The organism is Gordonia sihwensis NBRC 108236 (assembly GCF_000333035.1).
GTDB lineage: Bacteria > Actinomycetota > Actinomycetes > Mycobacteriales > Mycobacteriaceae > Gordonia > Gordonia sihwensis.
In genome coordinates this window covers 1-22,728 of sequence record NZ_BANU01000032.1, presented here as the reverse complement: position 1 = coordinate 22,728, position 22,728 = coordinate 1, and the positions used below count along the sequence as shown (strand labels likewise).

Genomic DNA, 22,728 nt, shown 5'->3' with positions numbered 1-22,728 from the left:
CCGGACCCGCCCGACGAGCCTGCGGCCGTCGGGACAAATTTGCGCGACCGCCTTCCCGATCCCCTCGCCGTCGGCGATGATGTCCTCAGTCGACTCTTGATCAATTGATCAAATCCCGCGACATGAAGGAGGTCATCGGTATGACGGCGCCCGCAGGCGACACCAGAACCGACATCCCCGGGCTGCCCCGCCCGATCCGCTGGTCGGCGGCTACGGCAGCGTTCCAGATCGAGGGTGCGCGCGACGAAGGCGGCCGCGGTCGGTCGGTGTGGGATCTGTGGGTGCAGACGCCCGGGAAGGTGATCGACGGTTCCACCGCCGAACCAGGCCCCGACAGCTATCACCGGTGGGCCGAGGACGTCGCGCTCGCCGCCGGCCTCGGGCTCGACCGCTACCGGTTCTCCATCTCCTGGACCCGGGTGCAGCCAGACGGCACCGGGCCGTCGAACCCCGCGGGCCTGGACTATTACTCGCGACTGGTCGACGATCTGCTCGCGGCGGGCGTCACGCCCTTTCCCACGCTGTATCACTGGGATCTGCCGGTGCCGATTCACGAGGCCGGCGGCTGGTGCTCACGCGACACCGCCGCACGCTTCGCGGACTACACGGCACTCGTCGCCGACCGGCTCGGCGACCGGGTGAAGAACTGGTACACGATCAACGAACCCGCGATGACCACCCTCCAGGGCTACGCCGTCGGCGCGCTCGCGCCCGGAGAGTTCCTGCTCTTCGACGCCCTCCCGACCGCCCATCACCAACTGCTGGCTCACGGTCTGGCCACCCGAGCGCTGCGGGCGGCCGGAGCCGACGCCGTCGGCGTCGCCAACAACCACACGCACGTCCGGCCGCTGAATCCCGAGTCCCCCGCCGATCGTTCGGCCGTGGACGCCTACGACTTGCTCCACAATCGCATCTTCGCCGATCCAATTCTCACCGGCGCGTACCCGGACCTGTCCGCGTTCGGCCACGAGATGCCGGTGCGCGAGGGCGACATGGAGACGATCTGCCAGGCGCCCGACTTCTACGCGGTCAACTTCTACAACCCGACGACGGTGACCGCTCCGACGGGCGAGGACAATCCGATCCCCTTCGACATCGTCCCCACCCCGGGGGCACCGGTCACCGGATTCGGCGACGAGTGGCCGATCGTCCCCGAAGCGCTCACCGCGCTGCTCGTCGACTTCACCGAGCGCTATCGCGACCTCCCGCCCCTGATCGTCAGTGAGAATGGCGCCTCGTTCCCCGAGCCGGACCGTGCCGCACGCGTCGACGACGCTGACCGGATCTCGTATCTGGACGGTCATATCCGCGCGGTGGGAGCGGCCATCGCGGCCGGCGCCGACGTCGAGGAGTACACGGTGTGGTCGCTGATCGACAACTTCGAGTGGGCCGACGGCTTCACCCAGCGCTTCGGCCTGGTTCACGTCGACTTCGACACCGCCGAGCGCACGCCCAAGGCCTCCTACGACTGGTACCGCCGCGTCATCGAGGGGAACCGCGCGTGAACCGCCCCGCCCCGATCGGGCGCCGCTGGATGACGCTGTTCACGCTCGCCTGGCTGGTGATCTGGATGGCGCAGCTGACACCCCTGCAACTGCTGTTGCCGCTGCAGCTCGACTCGCAGACCTCCGACGACGGCGACCGCTGGATCCACAGCGTGGTGGTGTCCGGCCTCATCCTCGGCATCGGCGCCCTGGCGGGCGTGGTCGCCGGTCCGCTCGCGGGTGCCGCGTCCGACCGCACCGACGGCTCCCGGTTCCCGTCGTGGCTGGGCGGCCGACGCCGAGTCTGGGCGTTCGGCGGCAGTTGGGGCATCGCACTCTTCCTCGCGCTGACCGGGCTCGCCCACCGTCCCTGGCTGGTGGCGATCTGCTGGGTCGGGGTCTCGGTGGCAGTAGCGGTGGCATCAGCGGCGTTCACCGCGATGATCCCCGATCAGCTGGCGCCCGACCAGCGCGGCGCGGCCTCGGCGGCCATCGGTTCCTCACAGGCCCTCGGCATCGTCCTGGGCGTGGGCACGGTGGTGGTCCTCGGTCTGGACGTCCTGCCCGGTTATCTGGTGCTGGCCGCACTCGTCGTCGTGGTCGGCACGTGGGCGTCGATGGGCCTGCCCGACCGCCCGGCGCCGCGCAGCGAACTCGCGATCGGCATCACCGACCGCCCGCGCTGGGCGTCCTTGCGAGACCGCGACTTCTGCTGGATGCTCGGCGGTCGACTCATCGCCAACGTCGGCAACGCACTCGGAACTTCGTTGTTCCTGTTCTTCCTCCTCTACGGCCTGCACCAGGACAAGGACGCGGCCGAGGACAATCTGCTGATCCTGATCGTCGTGTACACGATCTTCGTGGTCGGCAGCTCCGTGATCTTCGGGATGATCTCCGACCGTCGGGGCCACCGCCGGACGCTCACCGTCGTCGCGGCGATGGTCCAGGCCTGTTCGGGACTGGTGATCCTCGCGCATCCCACGTATGCGGTCACGATGGCCGGCGCGGCTCTCATGGGTGTCGGCTACGGCGCGTTCATGACCGTCGGCCTCGCCTTCGCCACCGATCTGCTGCCGCACGTGGAGGATCACGGCCGGGACCTCGGCATCGTCAACGTCTCCGCGGCCCTGGGTCAGTTGGTCGGGCCCATGCTGGGAGCGGGACTGGTCGCCGCGGTCGGCGGATTCTGGCTGGTCTTCGCGATGGCATGTGTGTTGTCCGTGGTCGGAGGCCTGATGACGCTGGGCGCCCGGAACACCGACTCCGCCCCCGCGGTCGTCGAGCCGACATCCTCTGCCGACGCCGGTTCGGCCCGGAAGTAGAATTACGCCCGAGTGTCCGGCGCACCACGGTCGCCGGAATCGAGCAATGAGAACGGACGAATCTTGGCGACATTGGCTACCCCGTCGGGCCACCCGAACGTTGCGATGCTGGGCATCGGCGCATACCGCCCCAAGCGACTGATCACCAACGACCAGCTGTGCCGGGTGCTCGACTCGTCCGACGACTGGATCTTCGAGCGCAGCGGCATCCGCAACCGTCGCTGGATCAGCGGCGACGAGACGATGCGGAGCATGTCAGCGGCGGCCGCCGATCGCGCGATCGTCAACTCCGGTGTCGATCGCGAGATGATCGACCTGATCATCCTCGCCACCAGCAGCTGGCCGTGGAACGTCCCGCACGGAGCCCCGATCATCGCCTCCGACATCGGCCTCAACGGCATCCCCGCCTTCGATGTGGCGGCAGGCTGCGGCGGCTTCGGTTACGCCCTCGGCGTCGCCGCCGACGCGCTCCGCGCGGGCAGCGCACACTATGCCGTCGTCATCGGCGTCGAGACCATGTCCGTCGGTCTCGACCCGACCGACCGCAGCACCGGATTCATCTTCGGAGACGGGGCCGGAGCGGTGGTCGTGGGGCCGAGCGAGGTGAACGGAATCTCCCCGGTGGTGTCCGGCAGCGACGGCGAGAACGCCGAGGCCATCGCACAGAACATCAACACCGTCGACTACATGGCACGATCGGTCGAGTACCAGGAGAAGGATCCGCAGACCGATCCCGTCGGGCGGATGATCATCAAGATGGAGGGGCCCAGGGTGTTCCGCTGGGCCGCCATCACCCTGCCCAAGGCGCTGACCAAGCTGCTCACCGAGTCGGGTGCGGGGCCCTCGGACATCGAGGTCTTCGTCCCGCACCAGGCCAACGCCCGGATCAACGAGCTGATGCGGAAGAATCTCGGCCTGCCCGACGACCTGCCGATGGCGGGCGACATCGAGAACACCGCGAACACGTCGGCGGCCTCGATCCCGCTGGCCATCGAGGAGATGCTGGCGACCGGCAAGGCCCAGGGCGGCCAGTTGGCCCTCATCCTCGGCTTCGGCGCGGGTCTGAGCTACGCCGGCTGCGTGGCGACACTTCCGCCGGCACCGACCGTCTCGTCCTTCGACGGGCTCGACGAGGCCGAGCCGGGACCCCTCGCCACGCATCTGGCCGGCATCGTCGACTGACGCCGGCCCTGACGGGTCGACTGACGCCGGTCGCGCTCAGGCGTTCTCCTTCCGGAAGACGCTGGTGCCCCACCATCCGCCCAGGGCGCTGAGCACGATCGCCGCCAGCAGACCCCACGCCACCTGCGACGACATCACGTCGCCGAGGAACGAACTGCGCACCGAGTCCACGATCCAGCGGAAGGGCATGAAGTCCGACACGCGCTCGAGCCACGCCGGCCCGAGAGTCATCGGCAGGAGGATGCCCGACAGCAGCAGGATCGGCATCAGCAGCATGTTGAGGACCGGCGCCATCACGTCCTCGCTCTTGGTGGTGAGCGCCAAGGCGTTCGACGCGGCGGCGCAGGCACCGCCGACCAACAGCGTGATGACGATGCCGAGAACGATGCCCGGCACCGAGGCCCGCATTCCCATCGCGTAGCCGAGAGCCACGAGGATCAGTGCCTGGACGAGCAGCTGCAGGAGGTCGCGCAGGAGCCGGCCGCACAGCAGCGAGGTCCGGCCGGCCGGTGTCACGCGCTCGGCTTCGATGACGCCCTCACGCCACTCGCCGATCAGCCCGAACCCGGCGAACATGGCACCGAACATTCCGAGCTGCACCAGCAGACCGGGAACGAGGAAGGTGTACGCGTTGTCGCCGACTCCCGGGAACTGCGCGACCAGCGGTTTCAGCAACGGCCCGAAGAGGACCAGATACATCACCGGTTGCATGATGCCGATGAGAACCCACGCGGGATTGCGCAGATTCATCCGCAGCTGCCGGCGGAAGACGATGTACGACTCACGCAGAAATCTCATCGGACATCTCCTCGGTGTCGGCAGCGGCCTCCGCATCGCGAAGACTGCGGCCGGTCAGGGTCAGGAAGACATCGTCGAGAGTCGGCCGCATGATCTCGATGGACTCGATCGTGTTGCCGCTCGCCTCGAGTTCGCGCAACAGCCCCGGCACCACCTTCGCCGACCCGCGGAGCCGGGCCCGGACTCCGACGCCGTCGACGCGGATCTCAGTGGCACCGAGCGACTCCAGTTGCGCCGCCGCGCGTGCGACGGGTTCACCGGCGCCGAACTCCAGGTGCACCAGATCGCCGGACACCTGTGACTTGAGGTTCTCCGGTGTGTCGGCCGCGACGATCCGGCCGTTGTCGATGATCATGATCCGGTCCGAGAGCGCGTCCGCCTCATCCAGGTAATGCGTGGTCAGGAACACCGTGGCACCGCGCTCGGTGCGCAGCTTGGAGATGTGTTCCCACAGGTTCGCGCGCGCCTGCGGGTCCAGCCCCGTCGTCGGCTCGTCGAGGAAGACCAGCGTCGGATCGTGGATCAATCCCATCGCGATGTCGAGTCGGCGCCGCTGACCGCCCGACATGTTCTTGGGCATGCGATCCCACAGTCCGTCGAGTTGCAGTTGCGCGAACAGTTCCTTACCTCGTCGCACGGCGTCACGTCTGCTCATGCCGTACAACTGGCCGTGGTCGGCCACCTCGTCTCCGGCCAGCGCCTGAGAGAACGTCGCACCCATCTGGGAGACATAGCCGATGCTGCGCCGCACCTGAACCGACTCGGTGGTGACGTCGTACCCGTTGACCGTCGCGGTCCCCGCCGTCGGACGCAGGAGCGTAGTCAGCATTCGCAAGGTCGTCGTCTTGCCCGCGCCGTTGGGGCCGAGGAAGCCCACCACCTCCCCTTCGGCGATGTCCAGGTCGACGCCGTCGACCGCACGGACCTCGCGTTTGGACTTGCCCTTGCCGGTGACGAAAGTCGCGACGAGTCCGCGTGCGTGAATCATCCCGGTTCCTTCCGGTAGTCAAATTTGACTAGTCAATAGTGCGACGGCGGCAGGCGGCGTGTCAATGGCCGGTCATGTTCGGCGGGTGGTCGGTTCGGCGGGTAGTCAGTTCGGCGCGCGGTGCAGCGCCGCGCGATAGCGTTCGCGATCCTCGACGATCTGGTAGCCGGGGTCGTCGGCGGGCGGCGCCCACCGGCCGGTGTCCTCGAAGCTGAGCGCGCCGGAGGCGATGTCGGCGAGCACCCCGTCGAGCCAGTGCAGTTCCACCTCCGCGAACTGCTTCCACAGTGCCAGAGAGCGCAACGCGTGCGGCGGTGCGTAGGCCCGCCCGTCCTCCGGTGGCATGACGTCGCCGATGGCCCGGCGCACCGCGTCCCGGCGGGCGCGCAGAGCCGCTTCCGCGCGCCGGTCGCCGAGCATCGGGAGCAGTCCGAACGCGGCTTGGAAAGCGTGGCGGTCGTAGATGTTCACCTCCGAGACCCCGGCGACGATCGCGTCCTCCAGCACTACCCTGCCTGCTTCGGCGAGTTCGTACACCACCACGTCGCGACCGCCGTCGCCGATCGTGTGATCGATCAGGAGCCCCTGGCCCGCCAGAGATCGCAGAGCGTGGTAGATCGATCCGGGATTGATGCTCGCCCAGGCGTCGACCTGCCACGACATCAGCTCGCGCCGGATCTGATAGCCGTTCACCGGCTCGAACAATCCGACCGCGCCGAGCACCAGGAGCCGAGTGGTCGTGACGGACATACCTGTCACGGTAATCCGGTCAGTGCCGGAGCGGACGCACTACCCGGCGGCGCTAGATGTCCGGGGAGTACAGCTGACATGGAGGTGTCTAGAGGTCGCCCGTCAGATAGTGATCCATCACCGGCCCCACCTGGCGGGCGAGCTCGTCCGGCGTCGCACTCGCGATCTCGGGTAGCGCGAAGACGTAGCGGGCCATCACCAGGCCCAGCATCTGGCTCGCGACCAGCGAGATCCTCCGCTGCCTCTGATCGCCTCGCGCCGCGTCGTGCAGGACTCGTCCGGCCGCACCGAGGAAGAACTCCCGCACTCTGCCCGCGACCTCGTCGTCCGTCGCCGCCACACGCAGCATCGCGATCGCGCGCAGCCGCTGCTCCGGATTCTCCTCCCAGAAGCCGATGGCGCGGCGAACGAGCGCGACGCCGACGTCCGTCGACTCCGCGACCCCGGCCAGGATGTCGGCCGGATCGCGCTCCGGAGTCAGCGCCGCCACCAGCAGGCCCGATTTGGTTCCGAAGTAGTGGTGGATCAACGCGGCGTCGACGCCGGCGGCCCGCGCGACCTCGCGCATCGACGTGCGGTCGAATCCCTTGGCGGCGAAAAGCTCCCGGGCAGCGTCGAGGATCGCACCGCGAGTCCGGCCGGCTCCGTCGTCGCCCGGCGGCCGCCCCCTGGTGCGTGCGTTCACAGCGCCGGCCGTTCCCGGGCGAGAACCAGCATCCGTTCCTCGATGGTGGCTCGGACGGGTTCGCACTCGGCGGAGACTCCCGCGGCATCGAGTACCGCGTCGATCTGCGCCGGATCGGTGTCGGGCACTCGGATGTCGCGGCCGGCCAGGATCACCGGCACGTCGGCGTCGTTCAACGCCGCGAAGGCCGCCGCCCAGTCGTCGGTGCGAACGGCGATCGCGCGGGTGTCGCCGATGATGTCGTCCTCGCTGCCCGACCCGACCAGCCGGCCGCCGACCATCAGAAGCAGCCGGTCGCACTGCTGCGCTTCCTCCATGTAGTGCGTCGTGACCAGCACCCCGACGCCGGCCTCCGCCTGCTGACGGATGGTGTCCCACAGCCGGGCGCGGGCGAGGGCGTCGACGCCGGACGTCGGTTCGTCGAGAACGAGGACTTCCGGTCGGTGAGCGAGGGCGATGGCGAACGCCGCCTGCCGCTGGGCGCCCAGGGACAGATCCCGCACGAGGGTGCGCCGCACGTCGGAGAACCGGCCGGGCAGTTCGGCGTTCTGCGCGCGGTAGGCGTCGGCGCTGAACTCCAGGTTCTCCTCCACCGTGAGGTCGGTGTAGAGCCCCAGGTTCTGCGGAACGTAGCCCAATCGTGCACGACGATCCCGATCCGGCGCGCCGCCGAGGACCTCGACGGAGCCCTCGGACGCCGCCGACAGGCCCAGAAGCATGCGGATGAGCGTGGTCTTCCCCGCTCCGTTGGCCCCGATGAGCCCGACCACCTCGCCTGCTTCGACGCTCATCGACACATCGTCGACAGCGGTGACGTCGCCGAATCGCCGGGTCACCGACCGCGCCCGCAGCACCGGTTCACTCATGCCGTCACCTCCCGTCGCATCCGGTCGGCGAGCGACAGTGAGATGACGATGTCCTCCAGATCGGGGTCCACCGGTTCGAGATCCACCGGGCGGGTCTCGCCGCCGGGCCGTTCGTCGGGCCAGTAATCGTGACGCTCGCGTCCCCGGCGCCATGACCACTCCGGTCGCGCAGGCTGTGCCGAGCGAGTGACGACTCCGGTGAATCCGGAGCGCACGTCGTCATAGGAGCCCTGTGTCAGAACCCGTCCGGAGTCGAGGACCACCAGGTGCCCGGCGCGTTCGGCCTCGTCCAGGTACGTCGTCGACATCAGGACCGCGGCGCCTTCCGCCGCCGCCTCGGAGATCATCCGCCACAGATCGATGCGGCTGACCGGATCGACTCCGGTGCTCGGCTCGTCCATGACCAGCAGCTCGGGCCGGTGCAACATCGCCATGGCCGCTCCCAGTTTGCGGCGCATACCGCCGGATAGCGCGGAGGCGGTCCGGTCCGCCGCGTCCGCGAGGCCGGCACGCCCGATCAGTTCGTCGCACCGCCGGTCGAGCTCGGTTCCGCGCAGGCCGTAGATCCCGCCGACGAACTCCAGGTTCTGCCGCACCGTCAGCGCCGCCCAGCTGCCCGGGCCCGCGGCGAGGAATCCGATGTGGTTCTTCCGCGGCGCACGCACCGTGCCCGTCGTCGGCGCGAGTTCACCGACCACGGTGCGCAGCAGCGTCGACTTGCCCGCGCCGTCGCCGCCGACCAGTGCGACGACCGTCCCGGCCGGCGCCCGCACGGACACATCGTCGAGGGCCGTCCGGTCACCGAACCGCACGCTCACCCCGTCGATCTCGGCGATCATTCGGCGCCCGCCTCGCTCGCCGCGTTGTGCACCTTCGGCGCGTTGGGAGCGAGATCACGCCGGAAGCGGAGCGTCGCCCCGGTGAACACCACGACGGCCATCACCGCCAGGACCACCAACGGGAGCCACAGCGACGAGATCGGCGCATCGCGCAGCATCACTCCCTGGGAGATCATCGTGAAATAGGTCAGCGGCAGCAGATAACCGATCCACCGCACGCCCGCGGCCATCGCTTCCAGCGGAAAGATCATGCCGGAGAGCAGAATCTGCGGCATCAACAGCATGAATGCGGTCTGAATCGCCTGCCCGGTGGTCTGGGAGACGGTCGAGATGAAGACTCCCAACCCGAGGACCACGAACAGGAAGAGCGCCGATCCCAGCGCGAATATCAGCACGTTCCCGTTGAACGGGACGTCGAACAACAGCATGCCGAGGACGGTCACGATGATCAGGTCGACCGCCGCGAGCAGGAAGTACGGCACGATCTTTCCGAGAATCACCTGACTCGGCCGGATCGGCATCACCGCGAGTTGTTCCAGTGTGCCAGCCTCCCGCTCCCGCACCAGACCGATGCTGGTGATGATGGTGCCGATGAACGTGAGGATCAGACCGATGATCGCGGGCACCATCACCCACGACGTCTTCAGATCCGGGTTGAAGAGGACCTCGACGTGGACCCGGTCGCCGAACTTGTTGAGCACCCCGACGCTCGACTGGGCGGCGAACATGTTCGACCCGTCGACGAACGCCGTCGCCTGCTCCCCGGGACCGGCGGGGGCCACCACCGCGACATCGACCTCGTTCTCGCGCAGCAGGTCCTTCGCTTCTGCGGCCGTGCGGTCGGGGTAGGTATCGGTGACATCGAAGTACCCGGGCAGCGACTGCGCCACCTGTGTCGCCGTCGGCCCGACCACCGCGGTCTTGACCGACGAGACGTAGAAGTTGGCCGCGTACCCGAAGATCACCAGCAGCAGAAGCGGCAGGACGATCAGCATGGCCATCGTGCGGGGGTCTCGCCTGAGTTCGCGGAACTCCTTGAGGATCATCGCGCGCATAGGACCATCTGACCACTGCGAGCCACTCTGGTCAACGCTTGATGAATATTTTTCCGACCCACTCGGCGCCTCGCGTTACTTCCAGGTAACTGCGCGGCCGTGAGAGCGTGGAAGACAAAGGTGTGCTCCGGCACACATGCCTAGCGATCGGAGACCCAGATATGGCCGAATTGCCTGAAGCCGTCGGCACACAGATGATCGGCATGCTCGGGATCGGCGCCCACCGCCCCGAGCGCGTCGTCACCAACGACGAGATCTGCGAGTACATCGACTCCTCGGACGAATGGATCTACACCCGCACCGGCATCAAGAGCCGGCGGTTCGCGCGCCGGGACGAGACCGTGGTGGAGATGGGCGTCAACGCCGGCCGCAAGGCGATCGCCAACGCCCTCCTTTCGGGCGCGGACATCGATGCGGTCATCCTCGCCACCAACACCCATCTGCTGCTGACGCCCGCCGGCGCCGTCGCGATCGCCACCGAACTCGGTGCCAACGGAGTCCCCGCGTTCGACGTCACCGTCGGCTGCGCCGGATTCGGCTACGCGCTGTCGCTGGCCTCCGACATGGTGCGCGGCGGCAGCGCCACTCACGTACTGGTGGTCGGTGCCGAACAACTGTCGGTGACTCTGGACATGACCGACCGCACCAACTGCTTCATCTTCGGCGACGGCGCGGGCGCCGTGGTGGTCGGCCCCACCGAGAAGCAGGGCCTCGGCCCGGTGGTGTGGGGAAGCGACGGAACGCAGTTCAACGCGATCCGGCAGGACATCGACTGGGTCAGCTACATGGACGCAGGCGACATCGAGAAGCGGCCGTACCTGCGGCTCGAGGGCACCGCCGTGTTCCGCTGGGCCGCGTTCGAAATGGGCAAGGCCGCTCAGCGCGCCCTCGACGTCGCCAAGGTCGACGCCGCCGACATCGACGTCTTCGTTCCGCATCAGGCCAATTCGCGGATCAACGAGTTGCTTGCGCGCAGTCTGAAGTTCCCCGAGTCGACTGTCGTGGCGAACGACATCGAGAAGACCGGCAACACCTCGGCGGCGTCGATTCCGCTCGCCATGGAGGACCTGCTCTCCACCGGGCAGGCCAAACCCGGCGACACGGCCCTCCTGCTCGGTTACGGCGCCGGGCTCAGCTACGCCGCTCAGGTCGTCACGATGCCGCCGATACCGTTCGAGTGAGAGCTCCGAGAATTTCGGCTCCCGCAGCGCTCTGTGAGACCGTTGCGGGAGCCGAAATTTCTGCGATCACCAGAACTGGTCGTAGGTGAGCTTACCGGCCATCACCACGACCACCACGAGCAGCGCCACCCGAACCACGCCCGTGCCACGGCCGAGCACCAGCGTCGATCCCAGCACCGATCCGGCGATGTTGGCCGCGGCCAGGATCGCGCCCAGCGTCCACCACACGTCGCCCTGCACCGCGAAGACTACGAGTGCGCCGCCGTTGGTGGCAGTGTTCGCCACCTTCGCCAGCGTGGCACTGGTGAGGAAACTCTGGCCGAGAAGCGCCGTCAACGTGATGATCAGGAACATGCCGGTCCCCGGACCGAAGATTCCGTCGTAGAAGCCGATGACGCCGAAGGCCACCAGCGCCGCCGCGTAGCGACCGCGCCGGATCGGTCTCGAACCGGCGGCGCTCGCCGACCCGAACTCCGGGCGGCGCGCCACGAAGAGACCGACCGCCACCATCAGCACGATGACCACCGGCCGCATCACGTCAGAACTGAGGGCTCCGGCGGCCAGCGCGCCGAGCGCGGCACACGAGGCGGCGACGGGCACGCTCGCCGCGGCGAGCCCGCGGTCGACCGGCACCCGCCGCAGGTACAGCACCGCCGCGGTCGCGGTCCCCCAGATCGCGGTGAGCTTGTTGGTGCCGAGTGCCGTCGCCGGCGCCATCGACGGAAAGACGATGAGCAGCAGCGGGATCAGCACCAGTCCGCCTCCGCCGACCACCGCGTCGATCCAGCCCGCGACCACCGCGCCGCCGATCAACAGGGTCAGCACGGCTGGATCGGGCAGCGGCACGGGGATTCCTTCGCTCACTCGGAGATTTTGCGTCTGACGTCGGCAGACAGATAGCGTAATCGAGTGAGTTCTGAGGTCATCGCACGCGAGGTGAAGCGCCGTCGAACCTTCGCCATCATCTCCCATCCCGACGCGGGCAAGTCGACGATGACCGAGGCTCTGGCGCTGCACGCCCGGATGATCAGCGAGGCAGGCGCGGTGCACGGCAAGGGCGGCCGCCGATCCACCGTCTCGGACTGGATGGAGATGGAGAAGGCACGCGGAATCTCCGTGAGCTCCACCGCACTCCAGTTCAGCTATTCGCCGGGCGACGCCGACGCCGCCGATGCACCGAACGTCATCAATCTCGTCGACACACCCGGTCACTCCGATTTCTCCGAGGACACCTACCGGGTGCTGACGGCGGTGGACGCGGCCGTCATGCTGATCGACGCGGCGAAGGGACTGGAGCCGCAGACGCTGAAGCTGTTCCAGGTCTGCCGCCACCGCGGAATCCCGGTCATCACCGTCGTGAACAAGTGGGACCGCCCCGGCCGAACCCCGCTGGAGCTGATCGACGAGATCAGCGAGCGCATCGGCCTGATCCCGACCCCGCTGTACGTTCCGGTCGGCATCGCCGGCGACTACCGCGGTCTGCTCGACCGCCGCACCGGCGACTACATCCACTTCGAGCGCACGGCGGGCGGAGCGAAGATCGCGCCGGAGGAACTCCTCACCGCCGACCAGGCGGCCGAGCGCGAGGGCGACGCGTGGGTGGCCGCCCGGGAGGAGAGCGAACTCCTCGCCGAGCTGGGCCAGGACCACGACCAGGAGATGTTCCTGGCGGGCCAGACGTCGCCGATGATCTTCACCTCGGCCATGCTGAACTTCGGCGTGCGGCAGCTGCTCGACGCCCTCGTCGAGTTCGCGCCGCCGCCGCGCGGGCGCGAGTCGATCGACGGCGTCGAGCGCGCCGTGACCGACCCGTTCAGCGCCGTCGTCTTCAAGGTCCAGGCCGGCATGGACACCAGTCACCGCGACCGCCTCGCCTACATGCGGATCGTGTCCGGCGAGTTCGAGCGCGGCATGGTCGTCACGCACGCGCAGACCGGCAAACCGTTCGCGACGAAGTACGCGCAGGCGGTGTTCGGGCGCGACCGCTCCACCGTCGACACCGCGTTCCCGGGCGACGTGGTCGGCCTGGTGAACGCGATGGCACTGGCCCCCGGCGACACGCTGTACATCGACCCCCGGATCCAGTACCCGCCGATCCCCTCGTTCGCTCCCGAACACTTCTCGTCGCTGCGCGTCACCACCGCCGACAAGTACAAGCAGTTCCGCAAGGCCGTCGACCAGATGGACGCCGAAGGCGTGGTCCAGGTGCTGCGCAACGACGTCCGCGGCGACGCCTCGCCGGTCCTGGCCGCCGTCGGCCCGATGCAGTTCGAGGTCGTCACCGCGCGAATCAAGGCGGAGTTCAACGTCGACACCATCATCGAACCGCTCGGATACAGCCTCGCCCGCCGCACCGACGAGGAGAGCGCACCCGAGCTCAACCGTCAGCGCGGCGTCGAGGTCTTCACCCGCAGCGACGGCGCGATCCTCGCCCTGTTCTCCGACAAGTGGCGCCTGCAGTACATCGAGAAGGAACACCCCGATCTGCTGCTGGAGCCGCTGGTCGCCGCGGCCGACTGATGGTCCCGCTGCGCCGCGCCGCGGTGCCCCTGATGCTCCTGGGCCTGACCGCCTGCGGCACCGACGCGACGACCGTCGACGAATCGGTCCCACCGCCTCCGCACAACGGGTCGACCAAGACGCTCGCCGACGGTGACTGCTCGGCGACACCCGCGGCCGGCCGGATCGTCCGGAGCGGTTACGGGCTGAACTATTCGCGCGGCACGATGACGGTCTCGGTGAAGCGTCCCGGCTCGCAGCGCTGCGTCGCCTTCGCCAAGTCCGGCCGCACCGACCCCGCGGTGCCGCCGGACACGCTGCTGTTCACCTTCACCGGAGACCGCGGCGAGGGCGGGCAACTGGAGTTCCTGGCGGTCGATCTCGCGGGTGGGATCCTCCCCTGGCCGGCCGGTGCGTCGGCCCGGGAGCCCGGGGCGCCTATCACCGCGACCGTCGGCGTCTCGCTCGACGGCACGTACTTCACATCCGCCACGTGCACGCTGCGGCTCGCAACCGTGACCGAGACGAGGGCTGCAGGTCGATTCGACTGCCCCGACGCGCTCGCTGCGCGGGCGAATCCCTTCGATCCCGACGACGACGTCTCCTACGACGATCCGACGGTCCCGGCGGCCCCACCCGAGTCGGCGGCGCTGTCGGGTCTGTTCACCGTGGAGAAGTAGGTCCGGACGCAGTCGCGCTAGGCGATGATCGCGGCGACGGTCGCGGCATCCACCTCTTCGACGGTCGCGGGCGAGAACGCCGGATTCCGGTCCTTGTCGACGAGGACCGCGCGGACGCCCTCGACGAAGTCGGGATGCCGGGTGATGCGGCCGGCCGCGGCCAGTTCACGGTCGAGACACTCGGCGAGCGATGAGGTCGCCCCCGCGGTGATCAGCCCGGCCGTCACCCACAGGCTGGTCGGTGACGCCGACGCCAGCAGATCGAGCATCTCCTCGGCCCACGCGTCACCGACCGCACCGCGCAGGCCGCCCACGATGCCGACGACGTTGTCGTCGTCGAAGTACTCGGCGATCTTGCGCAGCGGGAGATCGCTGGTGACCGGCCCACGATGGTCGGCGAGTGCGTCCCGCAGCGGGTCTCCGCGGCGGACGGCGTTCGCCACATCGTCGATCCGCTCCGACGGCACGAAATGAGTCGCGAGTCCGATGGCGACGGCATCGGCGCCGCGCAGGCGTGCGCCTGTCAGCCCGAGCCACATCCCGACGCCCTGCGGCAGACGCGGAAGGAAATACGTGGACCCCACATCGGGGAAGAACCCGATCGCGGTCTCCGGCATCGCGATCAACGCCTTCTCGGTGACCACCCGGACCTCGCCGTGCACGCTGATGCCCAGTCCACCACCCATGGCCGCACCGTCGACGAGGGCGACGTACGGCTTCGGGTACTCCGCGACGAGCTGGTTCAGCCGGTACTCGGCGGCGAAGTACCGGACCACCTCGTCGCTCTCACCGGCGAGCACGTGGTCGCGCACCACGCGGATGTCGCCGCCGGCGCAGAAGGCGCGATCACTCGAGGAGGTGACCAGCACGGTCTCGATCGCGTCGTCGTCGCCCCATTCCTCCAGCACGGAGTGCATCTCGGTGATCATCGACAGATCCAGGGCATTGAGCGCGCGGGGGCGGTCGAGGACGATCTCGCCGACGCCGCCGCGCACCTGGGTGCGGATGTAGGACATTCAGTCACGGTAGCGCAGCGTCCGTACCGCAGAAGAGAACGGGCGGGTCGAGCGACCGCTCGACCCGCCCGAGTATCCGATCAGCTGCGGGAGGTGTTCTCCGCGACGCGGCCGGTGTTCTCGGCGATACGAGCGGTGTTCTGGCTGATCTTGAAGATCGCGATGTACAGCTCGAAGATCACGCGCGCGAGGATCAGATAGATGAGGTACACCAGCGGCACGATGATCAGTGCCACGATCACCGTCAACAGGCCCGCGCCGACGTTGTCGCCCATCTCGGCGAAGCCGGAGATCACGCCGCCGATCAGTGCGATCGCGGCGATGATGGTGAACACGATCGTGACGATCATGTACAGCACCGGGATCACCCGGGTGGCGACCATCTTGCTGAACTGGAAGTCGAAGAGCGCCGACAGGAAGGAGCCGGACTCCTCCGGCGGCGGCTGGTGAGCGGCGCCGGGATCGACCGGGTAGGTCGGCTGGTTGTAGGCGCCGAACTGCTGCGTGTAATCGGACGGCTGGCCGTAGCCTCCGGGCTGCTGGCCGTACGTCTGCCCGTACTGGGGCTGACCGTACGGCGTCTGGCCGGGCTGGGATTGACCGGCCTGGGATTGGCCGGGTTGGGATTGACCGTAGTCGGGCTGACCGGGCTGGGACTGGCCGGGCTGCGGTTGACCGGGCTGGGACTGACCGTGATCGGGCTGCTCGCCCTCGGGCTGGTTGAACGGATCGTTAGGCGGAGTCGTCATACGTGAACCTCTCAGGAGTCATGCCTGATCGCCAGGTCGGCGACACTTGGTTGGAACAACGTAACAACTGGCTGTGACCCTCGCAGGCTCCCCGGCCGACACCGTCACGCGATGCGGTCGCGTCACGTGTCGGGCCGGCGGACGCGCACGCGCGCCGCGGTCACGAATCGAGCAGTTCGGCCGCCTCCATCCACTCGGTCTCGGCGATCTCCTTGGCCGCCACCACTTCCCGGAGTCTGGCGTCCAGATCGGCGAGCCGGTCGGGATCGACGGCGGCGTCGACCATCTCGGCGTGGAGCTTCTCCTCCTGCGCACTGAGCTTCTCCATCTGACGCTCCGCGCGGCCGAGTGCCTTGCGCGCCGCCTGGTGTTCGGCGGCCGAGAGTCCGCCGTCACCGGACGCGGGCTTCGGCTCGGCGGCCGGAGCGGATCGGCGGGCCGGAGCCGCATCGGTCTCGGCCGCCCGTCGTTCCAGGTACTGGTCGATTCCGCGCGGCAGGTTCGTCAGCGCGCCGTCGCCGAACAGCGCCCAGGTGCTGTCGCAGACCCGTTCGATCAGATACCGGTCGTGGCTGATCACGACCAGCGTTCCGGCCCAGGAGTCGAGCAGATCCTCCACCTGCTGGAGCGTGTCGATATCGAGGTCGTTGGTCGGCTCGTCGAGCAGCAGCACATTGGGTTCGGCCATCAGCACACGCGTGAACTGCAGGCGGCGACGTTCGCCGCCGGACAGGTCTCCGACCGGCGTGCGCTGTCGCGCCGGGGAGAACCCGAGCCGTTCCGCGAGCTGACTCGCCGACAACTCCTTGTCGCCGAGCGTCACATGACCGGCAACCTCTTCGACGGCGTCGAGCACGCGCAGGGTGGGATCGAGGTCGTCGAGTTCCTGACGCAGCCAGCCGATCGAGACGGTCTTGCCCTCGATGCGGCGGCCCGGCGACACCGGCACCTCGCCGGCGAGCGCCCGCAGGAGCGTGGTCTTGCCGGAACCGTTGACCCCGACGAGGCCGACCCGCTCCCCCGGCGCCAGCCGCCAGGTGGTGTCCTCGAGCAGCACTCGACCCTCGGCGCCGTCCGACGACGGTGCGGTGAGCCGCGCGTTCTCGAGTTCGATGACCACGCGGCCGAGGCGGCGCTTGGCGAATGCGGAGAGTTCGACGGTGTCGCGCGGCGGGGGCACGTTCGCGATCAGCTTCTCGGCCGCCTCCACCCGGTAACGCGGCTTGGACGTGCGCGCGGGCGCACCGCGCCGCAGCCACGCCAGTTCCTTGCGCGCGAGGTTGCGCCGGCGCTCCTCGGCGGCATCGGCCTGCCTGGCGCGTTCGGCGCGCGCGAAGATCCAGTCGTTGTAGCCGCCCTCGTATTCGTCTACGCGCCCGGAGTGGACCTCCCACGTGCGGGTGGCGACGGTGTCCAGGAACCAGCGGTCGTGAGTGACGACGATGAGCGCGCTGCGCCGGTTCACCAGATGTTCGGCGAGCCAGTGAACGCCCTCGATGTCGAGATGGTTGGTCGGTTCGTCGAGGATCAGCAGGTCGGAGTCGGTCACCAGCGCGGCCGCGAGGGCCGTCCGACGACGTTGCCCTCCGGAGAGTTCGCCCACCTTGCGGTCGAGGATCGCGTCGACCCCGATACCCGCGAGGATACCGCGGATCCGGGCGTCGCCGGCCCACTCGTGTTCGGGTGCGTCGGCGCCGACCACCGCGTCGGCGACGGTGATGCCGGGATCGAGGTCGCCGCCCTGAGTGACCGTCGCGATGTGGATGCCACCCGCCCGCGAGAGGCGCCCGGAATCGGGTTCGGTGATGCCCGCCAGGATCTCGAGCAGGGTCGTCTTACCGCCGCCGTTGAGCCCGACGACGCCGATGCGCTCACTCTCGTGCACGCCGACACTGACCTCGTCCAGAAGCGGCTTGATGCCGAAGCTCTTGCTGATGCGTTCGGCGTTGATCAGCGACGTATTGGTACGCAGGGGCATTCGTGCTTTCCGTTCAGTCAGTCGTCCAGCGAGGTCAGTCGTCGGCGAGGTCAGTCGTCGGCGAGGTCAGTGGTCGGCGAGGTCAGTTGACCGCGATGAGGCGGGCGCCCGCCACCGGCCCGGACGCGGTCCGCACGGCCTTGGCCACACCGGACCCGGACAGTTCGGCGGCCACCCGGACGGCGGCGTCTTCGTCGGCGCACAGGAACGCGCAGGTGGGCCCGGACCCGGAGACGATCCCGGCGAGCGCTCCGGCCTCGCGGCCCGCCCGCAGGGTGCGCCGCAGCATCGGCTGCAGCGACAGCGCGGCCGGCTGCAGATCATTGTGGAGCAAAGGGGCCACGGCGCGCACATCGCCCGATGCGAGCGCCTGCATCAGCTCGTCCGGACGGGCGACGCCCGCGGCGGCGGGCTGGTCATCGCCGTCGCGGGCCCGGAGCCGGTCGATCTCCCGGTACACGTCCGGAGTGGACAGCCCGCTGCCCGACACCGCGAGCACCCAGTGCAACGCGCCGCGGTGCAGCACCGGCAGCAGTTGCTCTCCCCGGCCGGTGCCGAGCGCTGCGCCGCCGACCACGGAGAACGGGACGTCCGAGCCCAGTTCCGCGGCGATGGCGAGGAGTTCGTCGCGGGCGATGTCGAGCCGCCAGAGCCGGGCCGCAGCGACGAGCGCCCCGGCGGCGTCGGCCGAGCCGCCGGCCATGCCCCCGGCCACCGGAATCGTCTTGTCGATGGTGATCGCCACGTGCGGGTCCATCCCGGCATGCCGCGCCAACGCGACCACGGCCCGCGCGGCGAGGTTCGTCGCATCCGACGGCACCTGTCGGCGGTTCTCGCCGCGGACGGTCACCGACAGCGCGTCGTCGCCGCGCACGGTGACCTCGTCGTAGAGCGACAGCGCACAGTACAGCGTCGACAGTTCGTGGTATCCGTCGTCGCGGAGCGGCCCGACGCCCAGGTGCAGATTGATCTTCGCCGGGACCCGGGCGGTCGCGCCACCCATCATCGGGCGGCTCCGGTCTCGATCCCGGCTGCGTGGCCGGCGCGCGCGAGCCGGACGAAGTCATCGACGTCGCACCGTTCCCCGCGGAGCCCGGGGTCGATTCCCGCCGCTCGGAGGAGTTCTTCGGCCCGCGGGGCGCTGCCCGCCCACGACGAGAGCGCCGACCGCAGGGTTTTGCGGCGCTGAGCGAATGCGGCGTCGATCGCGGCGAATGTCTGCGCCCGCAGCTCCGGGTCGGTCCCGTAGACGTCGCGGCGGTCGATGCGGACCAGGCCCGACTCGATCTTGGGTTCGGGCCAGAAGACGTGTTTGCCGACGGAACCGGCTCGGGCCACGTCGCCGAAGAAGCGGGCCTTCACGCTCGGCACCCCGTAGATCCGGCCGCCCGGAGCGGCGGCGAGACGGTCGGCAACTTCGGCCTGCACCATCACGAGCGCGGTGCGGATGGTCGGGAACTGCGCCATGAGGTGCAACAGCACCGGAACCGCGACGTTGTACGGCAGGTTCGCGACCAGCGCGGTCGGCGCGTACGGGAGGTCGGCGGGGGTGACGGTGAGGGCGTCCGCGGTGACGACGTCGAAGTTCGCCGCCTGTGCGGGCGCGAACTCGGCGATCGTCCGTGGCAGTCGCGCGGCGAGCGTGCGGTCGATCTCCACCGCCACCACGCGGCCGGCCTCGGCGAGCAGCGCGAGGGTCAGCGATCCGAGTCCCGGTCCCACTTCCAGAACCACGTCGTCGGCACCGACGCCGGACACCGACACGATCCTGCGAACGGTGTTGGCGTCGTGGACGAAGTTCTGCCCCAGCGTCTTGGTCGGGCGCACATCGAGCTCTGCGGCGAGTGCGCGGATCTCGGCGGGACCGAGCAGACGAGGCGAATCAGGGACGATGTTCACCTGAACATTGTGACTGATGATCGTCGGGAGGTGCCGCAGCGGACGGCTGCACCGCGGGCGAGGATCAGCGGAGGCCGATCTGCGACGAGCAGGACGGCCACGCGCCCCAGCCCTGAGCGGCCTGCGTCTTCTCCGCGATGGCGATCTGCTCCTCGCGAGTGGCGAGATCCGGACGCGGCGCGTACTCCTGGCCGCCCCAGCGATCCCAGGTGTTCTGGTCGAACTGGATGCCGCCGTAGAACCCGTTGCCGGAGTTGATGGCCCAGTTGCCGGTCGATTCGCACTGAGCGAGACGATCCCAGACGCCGTACGGAACCGCCGGTGCACCCGGCTTGGTTCCGACGCGGACCGTGGCAGCCTTGGGCTCCACGAGAACCTTCTCGCTGATCTTGGTCTTCTTGACGACCTTGCCGTTGACGGTGGTGATCGAGTACTTCACATCGGCCTTGCCGGGAGTACCCGGGTCCTCGACCTTCTTGGTTCCCCGGGTCAGCGTGTCGTCGTCCTTGGTGTTCTCCGGCGGCTTGACGTCCTCGGTGAGGGTCTTCTCCTCGGTCTTGATCCGGGTGACGCGGATGTCCATGTCCTTGCTGACCGGAGTCTGCGCCGCGGGCACCACCTTGTCGGTGGGCGAGAGCGGCTTGCCCGCACGGGCGAGCAGGTCGCCGACCGTCTTGGCCGCAATGCTCGGCGTCGACTTCTGGCCGCCGTCGTCGAGCTTGACCCGCTTGGGCAGGGTGACGTCGAGATCGGCACCGTCCACCGGAAGCACGTCGTTCAGCGGTGCGGTCACCGCGCTGGTCGCCATGCCGCGTTCAGCGAGAACCTGACCGACGGTGGACGCGTTGGTGGTGATGTTCAACGGCCTGCCGTCGACCACCAGCTGCACTTTCTTGAGGCGGTCGACCGTGATGGTCTGGTTGTCACGCGGCGCACTCGAGAGCGGCACGTTCACCTTGTCGCCGTCGGCAGGGTCGATGCCGTTGTCGCGCAGCACGCTCCCGACCGAGAAGGCCATCGTGCTCACATGCATGGTCTGTCCGTCGACCGCCAGCGTCACCTCCTTGTGCATGACAGCTCCGGTGACGGCTCCGGCCGTGACGGTGGTCAGCACGGCTCCGAGGGCTACTCGGGCGCGCATGGAGGTGGACGTGTTGATTCTCTTCAAGACAGACATACAGTTCCCTGCCGGGTTGGGTATAGCTATCCGCGTCGGCAGCACGGATCACGGTACGGTAACGAATCGGGGTGGGTTACCGCAACGGAAACTTGTATATCCGGCGCGCATTTGCTCCAAGCGTGTGGGCCAACTCGTGATCGTCGACGCCGCGCAGTGCGGCCAGCGCGCGAGCGGTGTAGGGCACGCAATAGGACTGATTGGGCTGGCCACGATAGGGATGCGGGGTCAGGAACGGTGCGTCGGTCTCCACCAGCAACTGCTCGTCGGGAGTCAGAAGTGCGGCCTCACGCAACTCGCCGGAGTTGTTGAACGTCACAGTGCCGGAGAAGCTCAACACATACCCGAGGTCGACACATTCGCGGGCGATCGCACGGTCGCCGGAGAAGCAGTGCATCACCACCGTCTCCGGCGCCCCCTCGGCCGCGAGGACGTCCAGCAGGTCGCGATCGGCGTCGCGATTGTGGATCATCAGCGCTTTGCCGGATCGTTTGGCCAGATCGATGTGCCAGGCGAAGGCGTCGCGTTGGGTGGTCGGGTCCGCGCAGTCGTCCGAACGGGTCGTCCAGTAGTAGTCCAGACCGGTCTCACCGACGGCCACCACGCGGGGGTCGTCGACCATCTGTTCCAGCTCGGCTCGGGCCTCGTCATCCAGATCGGCGGCATGAGTGGGATGCAGTCCGACGGCCGCGAACGCTCGTCGGTCCCAATGCGCGGCGGCGACAGCCCAGCGGGCGTCGACCATGTCGTCGGCGACGGTGACCACCTGCTCCACGCCGACCGACTCGGCGTGGTCGAGGATGGCTCGGACGTCGGCCTCCGTCCGCCCGCCACAGGCCGCCAGGTGCGTGTGTGCGTCGACCAGCCCGGGCAGCGCTTCCGGGTCCGGTGGCGGCAGGCGTCGCTTACGCTTCTTGATCTCCTTGGCGGTGAGTTCACCCGTCGAGTCGGTCACAGACCCACCTTGCCCGAGATCGTGTCCGTCGCGGAAATCCGGGTCCGCCTGGAAACTGGGGCACTTCGCAGTCGACGCTCTGCCCAGGCCGCCGTTCGAGGGTTCCCACCGAAACCATCGAGCCTGTCACCGATGCCCCACGGCGTAACAGAGTTGAGCCGGCGCACGTGCGTCTGTCTATGAAATCAGTTGTGTCATACCCGATTGGTAGTGTTCAGATATCCAAGAAAACATGGTGTGACCAGCTGAAACACTCGGGGGAGGTGGCAGCGATGACCGATCCGATCACCGATTCGATCGCGACTGTCGTTGCCACCGGTGCACTGCCGGACCAGCCCGCGGAGTTGTTGGCGTTGATCGATGCCGCGGCGGTGAAGCTCGCCGAGACCTCCCTGTCACCGGAGACCGAACCGGAACTGCTGGCCCACACACAGACCGCCGAACGCATCCGGCGACGCTGGGACGGCGTTTCGTCCAGATTGTTGGTGGAGGTCTCCGACCGCAATACTCACCGCACCGCGGGCTATCTGAATCCGCATCAGTACCTGTCGCAGGGTTTGCGGCTGGGGACCCGTGAGGCGGGTCGACGGCTCCGGATGACCGAGACCATCGGCGAGTTCTCCAA

The 22,728-nt window shown here is 68.5% G+C and carries 21 protein-coding genes and 1 pseudogene; 7 read left to right on the top strand and 15 right to left on the bottom strand.

The window, feature by feature from the left end; all coding sequences use genetic code 11:
• Positions 1-140 precede the first annotated feature (140 nt).
• The 3 genes from GSI01S_RS16210 (at position 141) to GSI01S_RS16200 (ending at position 3,988) form a co-directional block, all read left to right on the top strand.
• A complete protein-coding gene (locus tag GSI01S_RS16210; RefSeq protein ID WP_006897696.1) occupies positions 141-1,505 on the top strand; it encodes a GH1 family beta-glucosidase in 1,365 nt (454 codons plus the stop codon).
• Complete coding sequence (locus tag GSI01S_RS16205; protein ID WP_006897695.1) at positions 1,502-2,806, top strand: MFS transporter; 1,305 nt, start codon at positions 1,502-1,504, stop codon at positions 2,804-2,806. The genes GSI01S_RS16210 and GSI01S_RS16205 overlap by 4 nt, the downstream gene beginning before the upstream one ends.
• Positions 2,807-2,869: 63 nt before the next feature.
• Entirely contained in the window at positions 2,870-3,988 is a 1,119-nt protein-coding gene (locus GSI01S_RS16200) for a beta-ketoacyl-ACP synthase 3 (RefSeq protein ID WP_006897694.1), read from the top strand.
• A 36-nt stretch (positions 3,989-4,024) separates the two neighbouring features.
• On the opposite strand, the gene GSI01S_RS16195 is transcribed toward GSI01S_RS16200, so the two are convergent.
• From GSI01S_RS16195 to GSI01S_RS16165, 7 genes are all read right to left on the bottom strand, one after another.
• On the bottom strand, positions 4,025-4,786 hold the full coding sequence (locus GSI01S_RS16195) for an ABC transporter permease (RefSeq protein WP_006897693.1): 762 nt from the start codon (positions 4,784-4,786) through the stop codon (positions 4,025-4,027).
• Entirely contained in the window at positions 4,770-5,774 is a 1,005-nt protein-coding gene (locus GSI01S_RS16190) for a daunorubicin resistance protein DrrA family ABC transporter ATP-binding protein (protein ID WP_006897692.1), read from the bottom strand. The genes GSI01S_RS16195 and GSI01S_RS16190 overlap by 17 nt, the downstream gene beginning before the upstream one ends.
• Before the next feature lie 105 nt (positions 5,775-5,879).
• Entirely contained in the window at positions 5,880-6,524 is a 645-nt protein-coding gene (locus GSI01S_RS16185; RefSeq protein ID WP_039867912.1) for a PadR family transcriptional regulator, read from the bottom strand.
• 88 nt (positions 6,525-6,612) lie between these two features.
• Positions 6,613-7,209: a TetR/AcrR family transcriptional regulator gene (locus GSI01S_RS16180; RefSeq protein WP_006897690.1), complete on the bottom strand. Its 597-nt coding sequence runs from the start codon at positions 7,207-7,209 to the stop codon at positions 6,613-6,615.
• Positions 7,206-8,075: an ABC transporter ATP-binding protein gene (locus tag GSI01S_RS16175; protein ID WP_006897689.1), complete on the bottom strand. Its 870-nt coding sequence runs from the start codon at positions 8,073-8,075 to the stop codon at positions 7,206-7,208. The genes GSI01S_RS16180 and GSI01S_RS16175 overlap by 4 nt, the downstream gene beginning before the upstream one ends.
• Positions 8,072-8,914 (bottom strand): ABC transporter ATP-binding protein, encoded by an 843-nt coding sequence (locus GSI01S_RS16170; RefSeq protein ID WP_006897688.1) that lies wholly within the window; start codon positions 8,912-8,914, stop codon positions 8,072-8,074. The genes GSI01S_RS16175 and GSI01S_RS16170 overlap by 4 nt, the downstream gene beginning before the upstream one ends.
• Complete coding sequence (locus GSI01S_RS16165) at positions 8,911-9,969, bottom strand: ABC transporter permease (protein WP_006897687.1); 1,059 nt, start codon at positions 9,967-9,969, stop codon at positions 8,911-8,913. Before GSI01S_RS16165 ends, GSI01S_RS16170 begins: the two co-directional genes overlap by 4 nt.
• A 161-nt stretch (positions 9,970-10,130) precedes the next feature.
• Here GSI01S_RS16165 and GSI01S_RS16160 point away from each other — a divergent pair, with 161 nt between their 5' ends.
• Positions 10,131-11,150, top strand: coding sequence for a beta-ketoacyl-ACP synthase III (locus GSI01S_RS16160; RefSeq protein WP_006897686.1), 1,020 nt, complete (start codon positions 10,131-10,133; stop codon positions 11,148-11,150).
• Between the two features lie 66 nt (positions 11,151-11,216).
• On the opposite strand, the gene GSI01S_RS16155 is transcribed toward GSI01S_RS16160, so the two are convergent.
• Positions 11,217-12,014, bottom strand: coding sequence for a TSUP family transporter (locus GSI01S_RS16155; RefSeq protein ID WP_233500100.1), 798 nt, complete (start codon positions 12,012-12,014; stop codon positions 11,217-11,219).
• 45 nt (positions 12,015-12,059) lie between these two features.
• Here GSI01S_RS16155 and GSI01S_RS16150 point away from each other — a divergent pair, with 45 nt between their 5' ends.
• The gene (locus GSI01S_RS16150; RefSeq protein WP_006897684.1) at positions 12,060-13,670 is read left to right on the top strand and encodes a peptide chain release factor 3; all 1,611 of its coding nucleotides are present in this window, start codon (positions 12,060-12,062) and stop codon (positions 13,668-13,670) included.
• A complete protein-coding gene (locus GSI01S_RS16145; protein ID WP_006897683.1) occupies positions 13,670-14,329 on the top strand; it encodes a hypothetical protein in 660 nt (219 codons plus the stop codon). The genes GSI01S_RS16150 and GSI01S_RS16145 overlap by 1 nt, the downstream gene beginning before the upstream one ends.
• 17 nt (positions 14,330-14,346) lie before the next feature.
• Here GSI01S_RS16145 and GSI01S_RS16140 read toward each other — a convergent pair whose 3' ends face one another.
• From GSI01S_RS16140 to GSI01S_RS16110, 7 genes are all read right to left on the bottom strand, one after another.
• On the bottom strand, positions 14,347-15,345 hold the full coding sequence (locus tag GSI01S_RS16140; protein WP_006897681.1) for an enoyl-CoA hydratase/isomerase family protein: 999 nt from the start codon (positions 15,343-15,345) through the stop codon (positions 14,347-14,349).
• 80 nt (positions 15,346-15,425) lie between these two features.
• Entirely contained in the window at positions 15,426-16,094 is a 669-nt protein-coding gene (locus GSI01S_RS16135; RefSeq protein WP_006897680.1) for a DUF4282 domain-containing protein, read from the bottom strand.
• Between the two features lie 160 nt (positions 16,095-16,254).
• A complete protein-coding gene (locus tag GSI01S_RS16130; RefSeq protein ID WP_006897679.1) occupies positions 16,255-18,072 on the bottom strand; it encodes an ABC-F family ATP-binding cassette domain-containing protein in 1,818 nt (605 codons plus the stop codon).
• Positions 18,073-18,154: 82 nt separating this feature from the next.
• A complete protein-coding gene (locus GSI01S_RS16125) occupies positions 18,155-19,075 on the bottom strand; it encodes a 4-(cytidine 5'-diphospho)-2-C-methyl-D-erythritol kinase (RefSeq protein WP_006897678.1) in 921 nt (306 codons plus the stop codon).
• On the bottom strand, positions 19,075-19,971 hold the full coding sequence (gene rsmA, locus GSI01S_RS16120; protein ID WP_006897677.1) for a 16S rRNA (adenine(1518)-N(6)/adenine(1519)-N(6))-dimethyltransferase RsmA: 897 nt from the start codon (positions 19,969-19,971) through the stop codon (positions 19,075-19,077). The genes GSI01S_RS16125 and rsmA overlap by 1 nt, the downstream gene beginning before the upstream one ends.
• A 64-nt stretch (positions 19,972-20,035) precedes the next feature.
• Positions 20,036-21,148, bottom strand: a complete 1,113-nt coding sequence (locus GSI01S_RS16115) for a resuscitation-promoting factor (RefSeq protein ID WP_006897676.1) — start codon at positions 21,146-21,148, stop codon at positions 20,036-20,038.
• A gap of 76 nt (positions 21,149-21,224) precedes the next feature.
• Positions 21,225-22,103 carry a TatD family hydrolase gene (locus GSI01S_RS16110; protein WP_006897675.1) on the bottom strand — a complete coding sequence of 293 codons (879 nt, stop codon included), beginning with the start codon at positions 22,101-22,103 and terminating at the stop codon, positions 21,225-21,227.
• A 272-nt stretch (positions 22,104-22,375) separates the two neighbouring features.
• Here GSI01S_RS16110 and GSI01S_RS16105 point away from each other — a divergent pair.
• Positions 22,376-22,728: pseudogene (locus GSI01S_RS16105) on the top strand (HNH endonuclease signature motif containing protein); the annotation flags it as partial.

Coding starts and splice junctions, on each gene's coding strand:
- GSI01S_RS16210 (WP_006897696.1), top strand. CDS start 141: ATGACGGCGCCCGCAGGCGACACCAGAACCGACATCCCCGGGCTGCCC.
- GSI01S_RS16195 (WP_006897693.1), bottom strand. CDS start 4,786: ATGAGATTTCTGCGTGAGTCGTACATCGTCTTCCGCCGGCAGCTGCGG.
- GSI01S_RS16190 (WP_006897692.1), bottom strand. CDS start 5,774: ATGATTCACGCACGCGGACTCGTCGCGACTTTCGTCACCGGCAAGGGC.
- GSI01S_RS16185 (WP_039867912.1), bottom strand. CDS start 6,524: ATGTCCGTCACGACCACTCGGCTCCTGGTGCTCGGCGCGGTCGGATTG.
- GSI01S_RS16175 (WP_006897689.1), bottom strand. CDS start 8,075: ATGAGTGAACCGGTGCTGCGGGCGCGGTCGGTGACCCGGCGATTCGGC.
- GSI01S_RS16170 (WP_006897688.1), bottom strand. CDS start 8,914: ATGATCGCCGAGATCGACGGGGTGAGCGTGCGGTTCGGTGACCGGACG.
- GSI01S_RS16165 (WP_006897687.1), bottom strand. CDS start 9,969: ATGCGCGCGATGATCCTCAAGGAGTTCCGCGAACTCAGGCGAGACCCC.
- GSI01S_RS16160 (WP_006897686.1), top strand. CDS start 10,131: ATGGCCGAATTGCCTGAAGCCGTCGGCACACAGATGATCGGCATGCTC.
- GSI01S_RS16145 (WP_006897683.1), top strand. CDS start 13,670: ATGGTCCCGCTGCGCCGCGCCGCGGTGCCCCTGATGCTCCTGGGCCTG.
- GSI01S_RS16140 (WP_006897681.1), bottom strand. CDS start 15,345: ATGTCCTACATCCGCACCCAGGTGCGCGGCGGCGTCGGCGAGATCGTC.
- GSI01S_RS16135 (WP_006897680.1), bottom strand. CDS start 16,094: ATGACGACTCCGCCTAACGATCCGTTCAACCAGCCCGAGGGCGAGCAG.
- GSI01S_RS16130 (WP_006897679.1), bottom strand. CDS start 18,072: ATGCCCCTGCGTACCAATACGTCGCTGATCAACGCCGAACGCATCAGC.
- GSI01S_RS16125 (WP_006897678.1), bottom strand. CDS start 19,075: ATGGGTGGCGCGACCGCCCGGGTCCCGGCGAAGATCAATCTGCACCTG.
- GSI01S_RS16115 (WP_006897676.1), bottom strand. CDS start 21,148: ATGTCTGTCTTGAAGAGAATCAACACGTCCACCTCCATGCGCGCCCGA.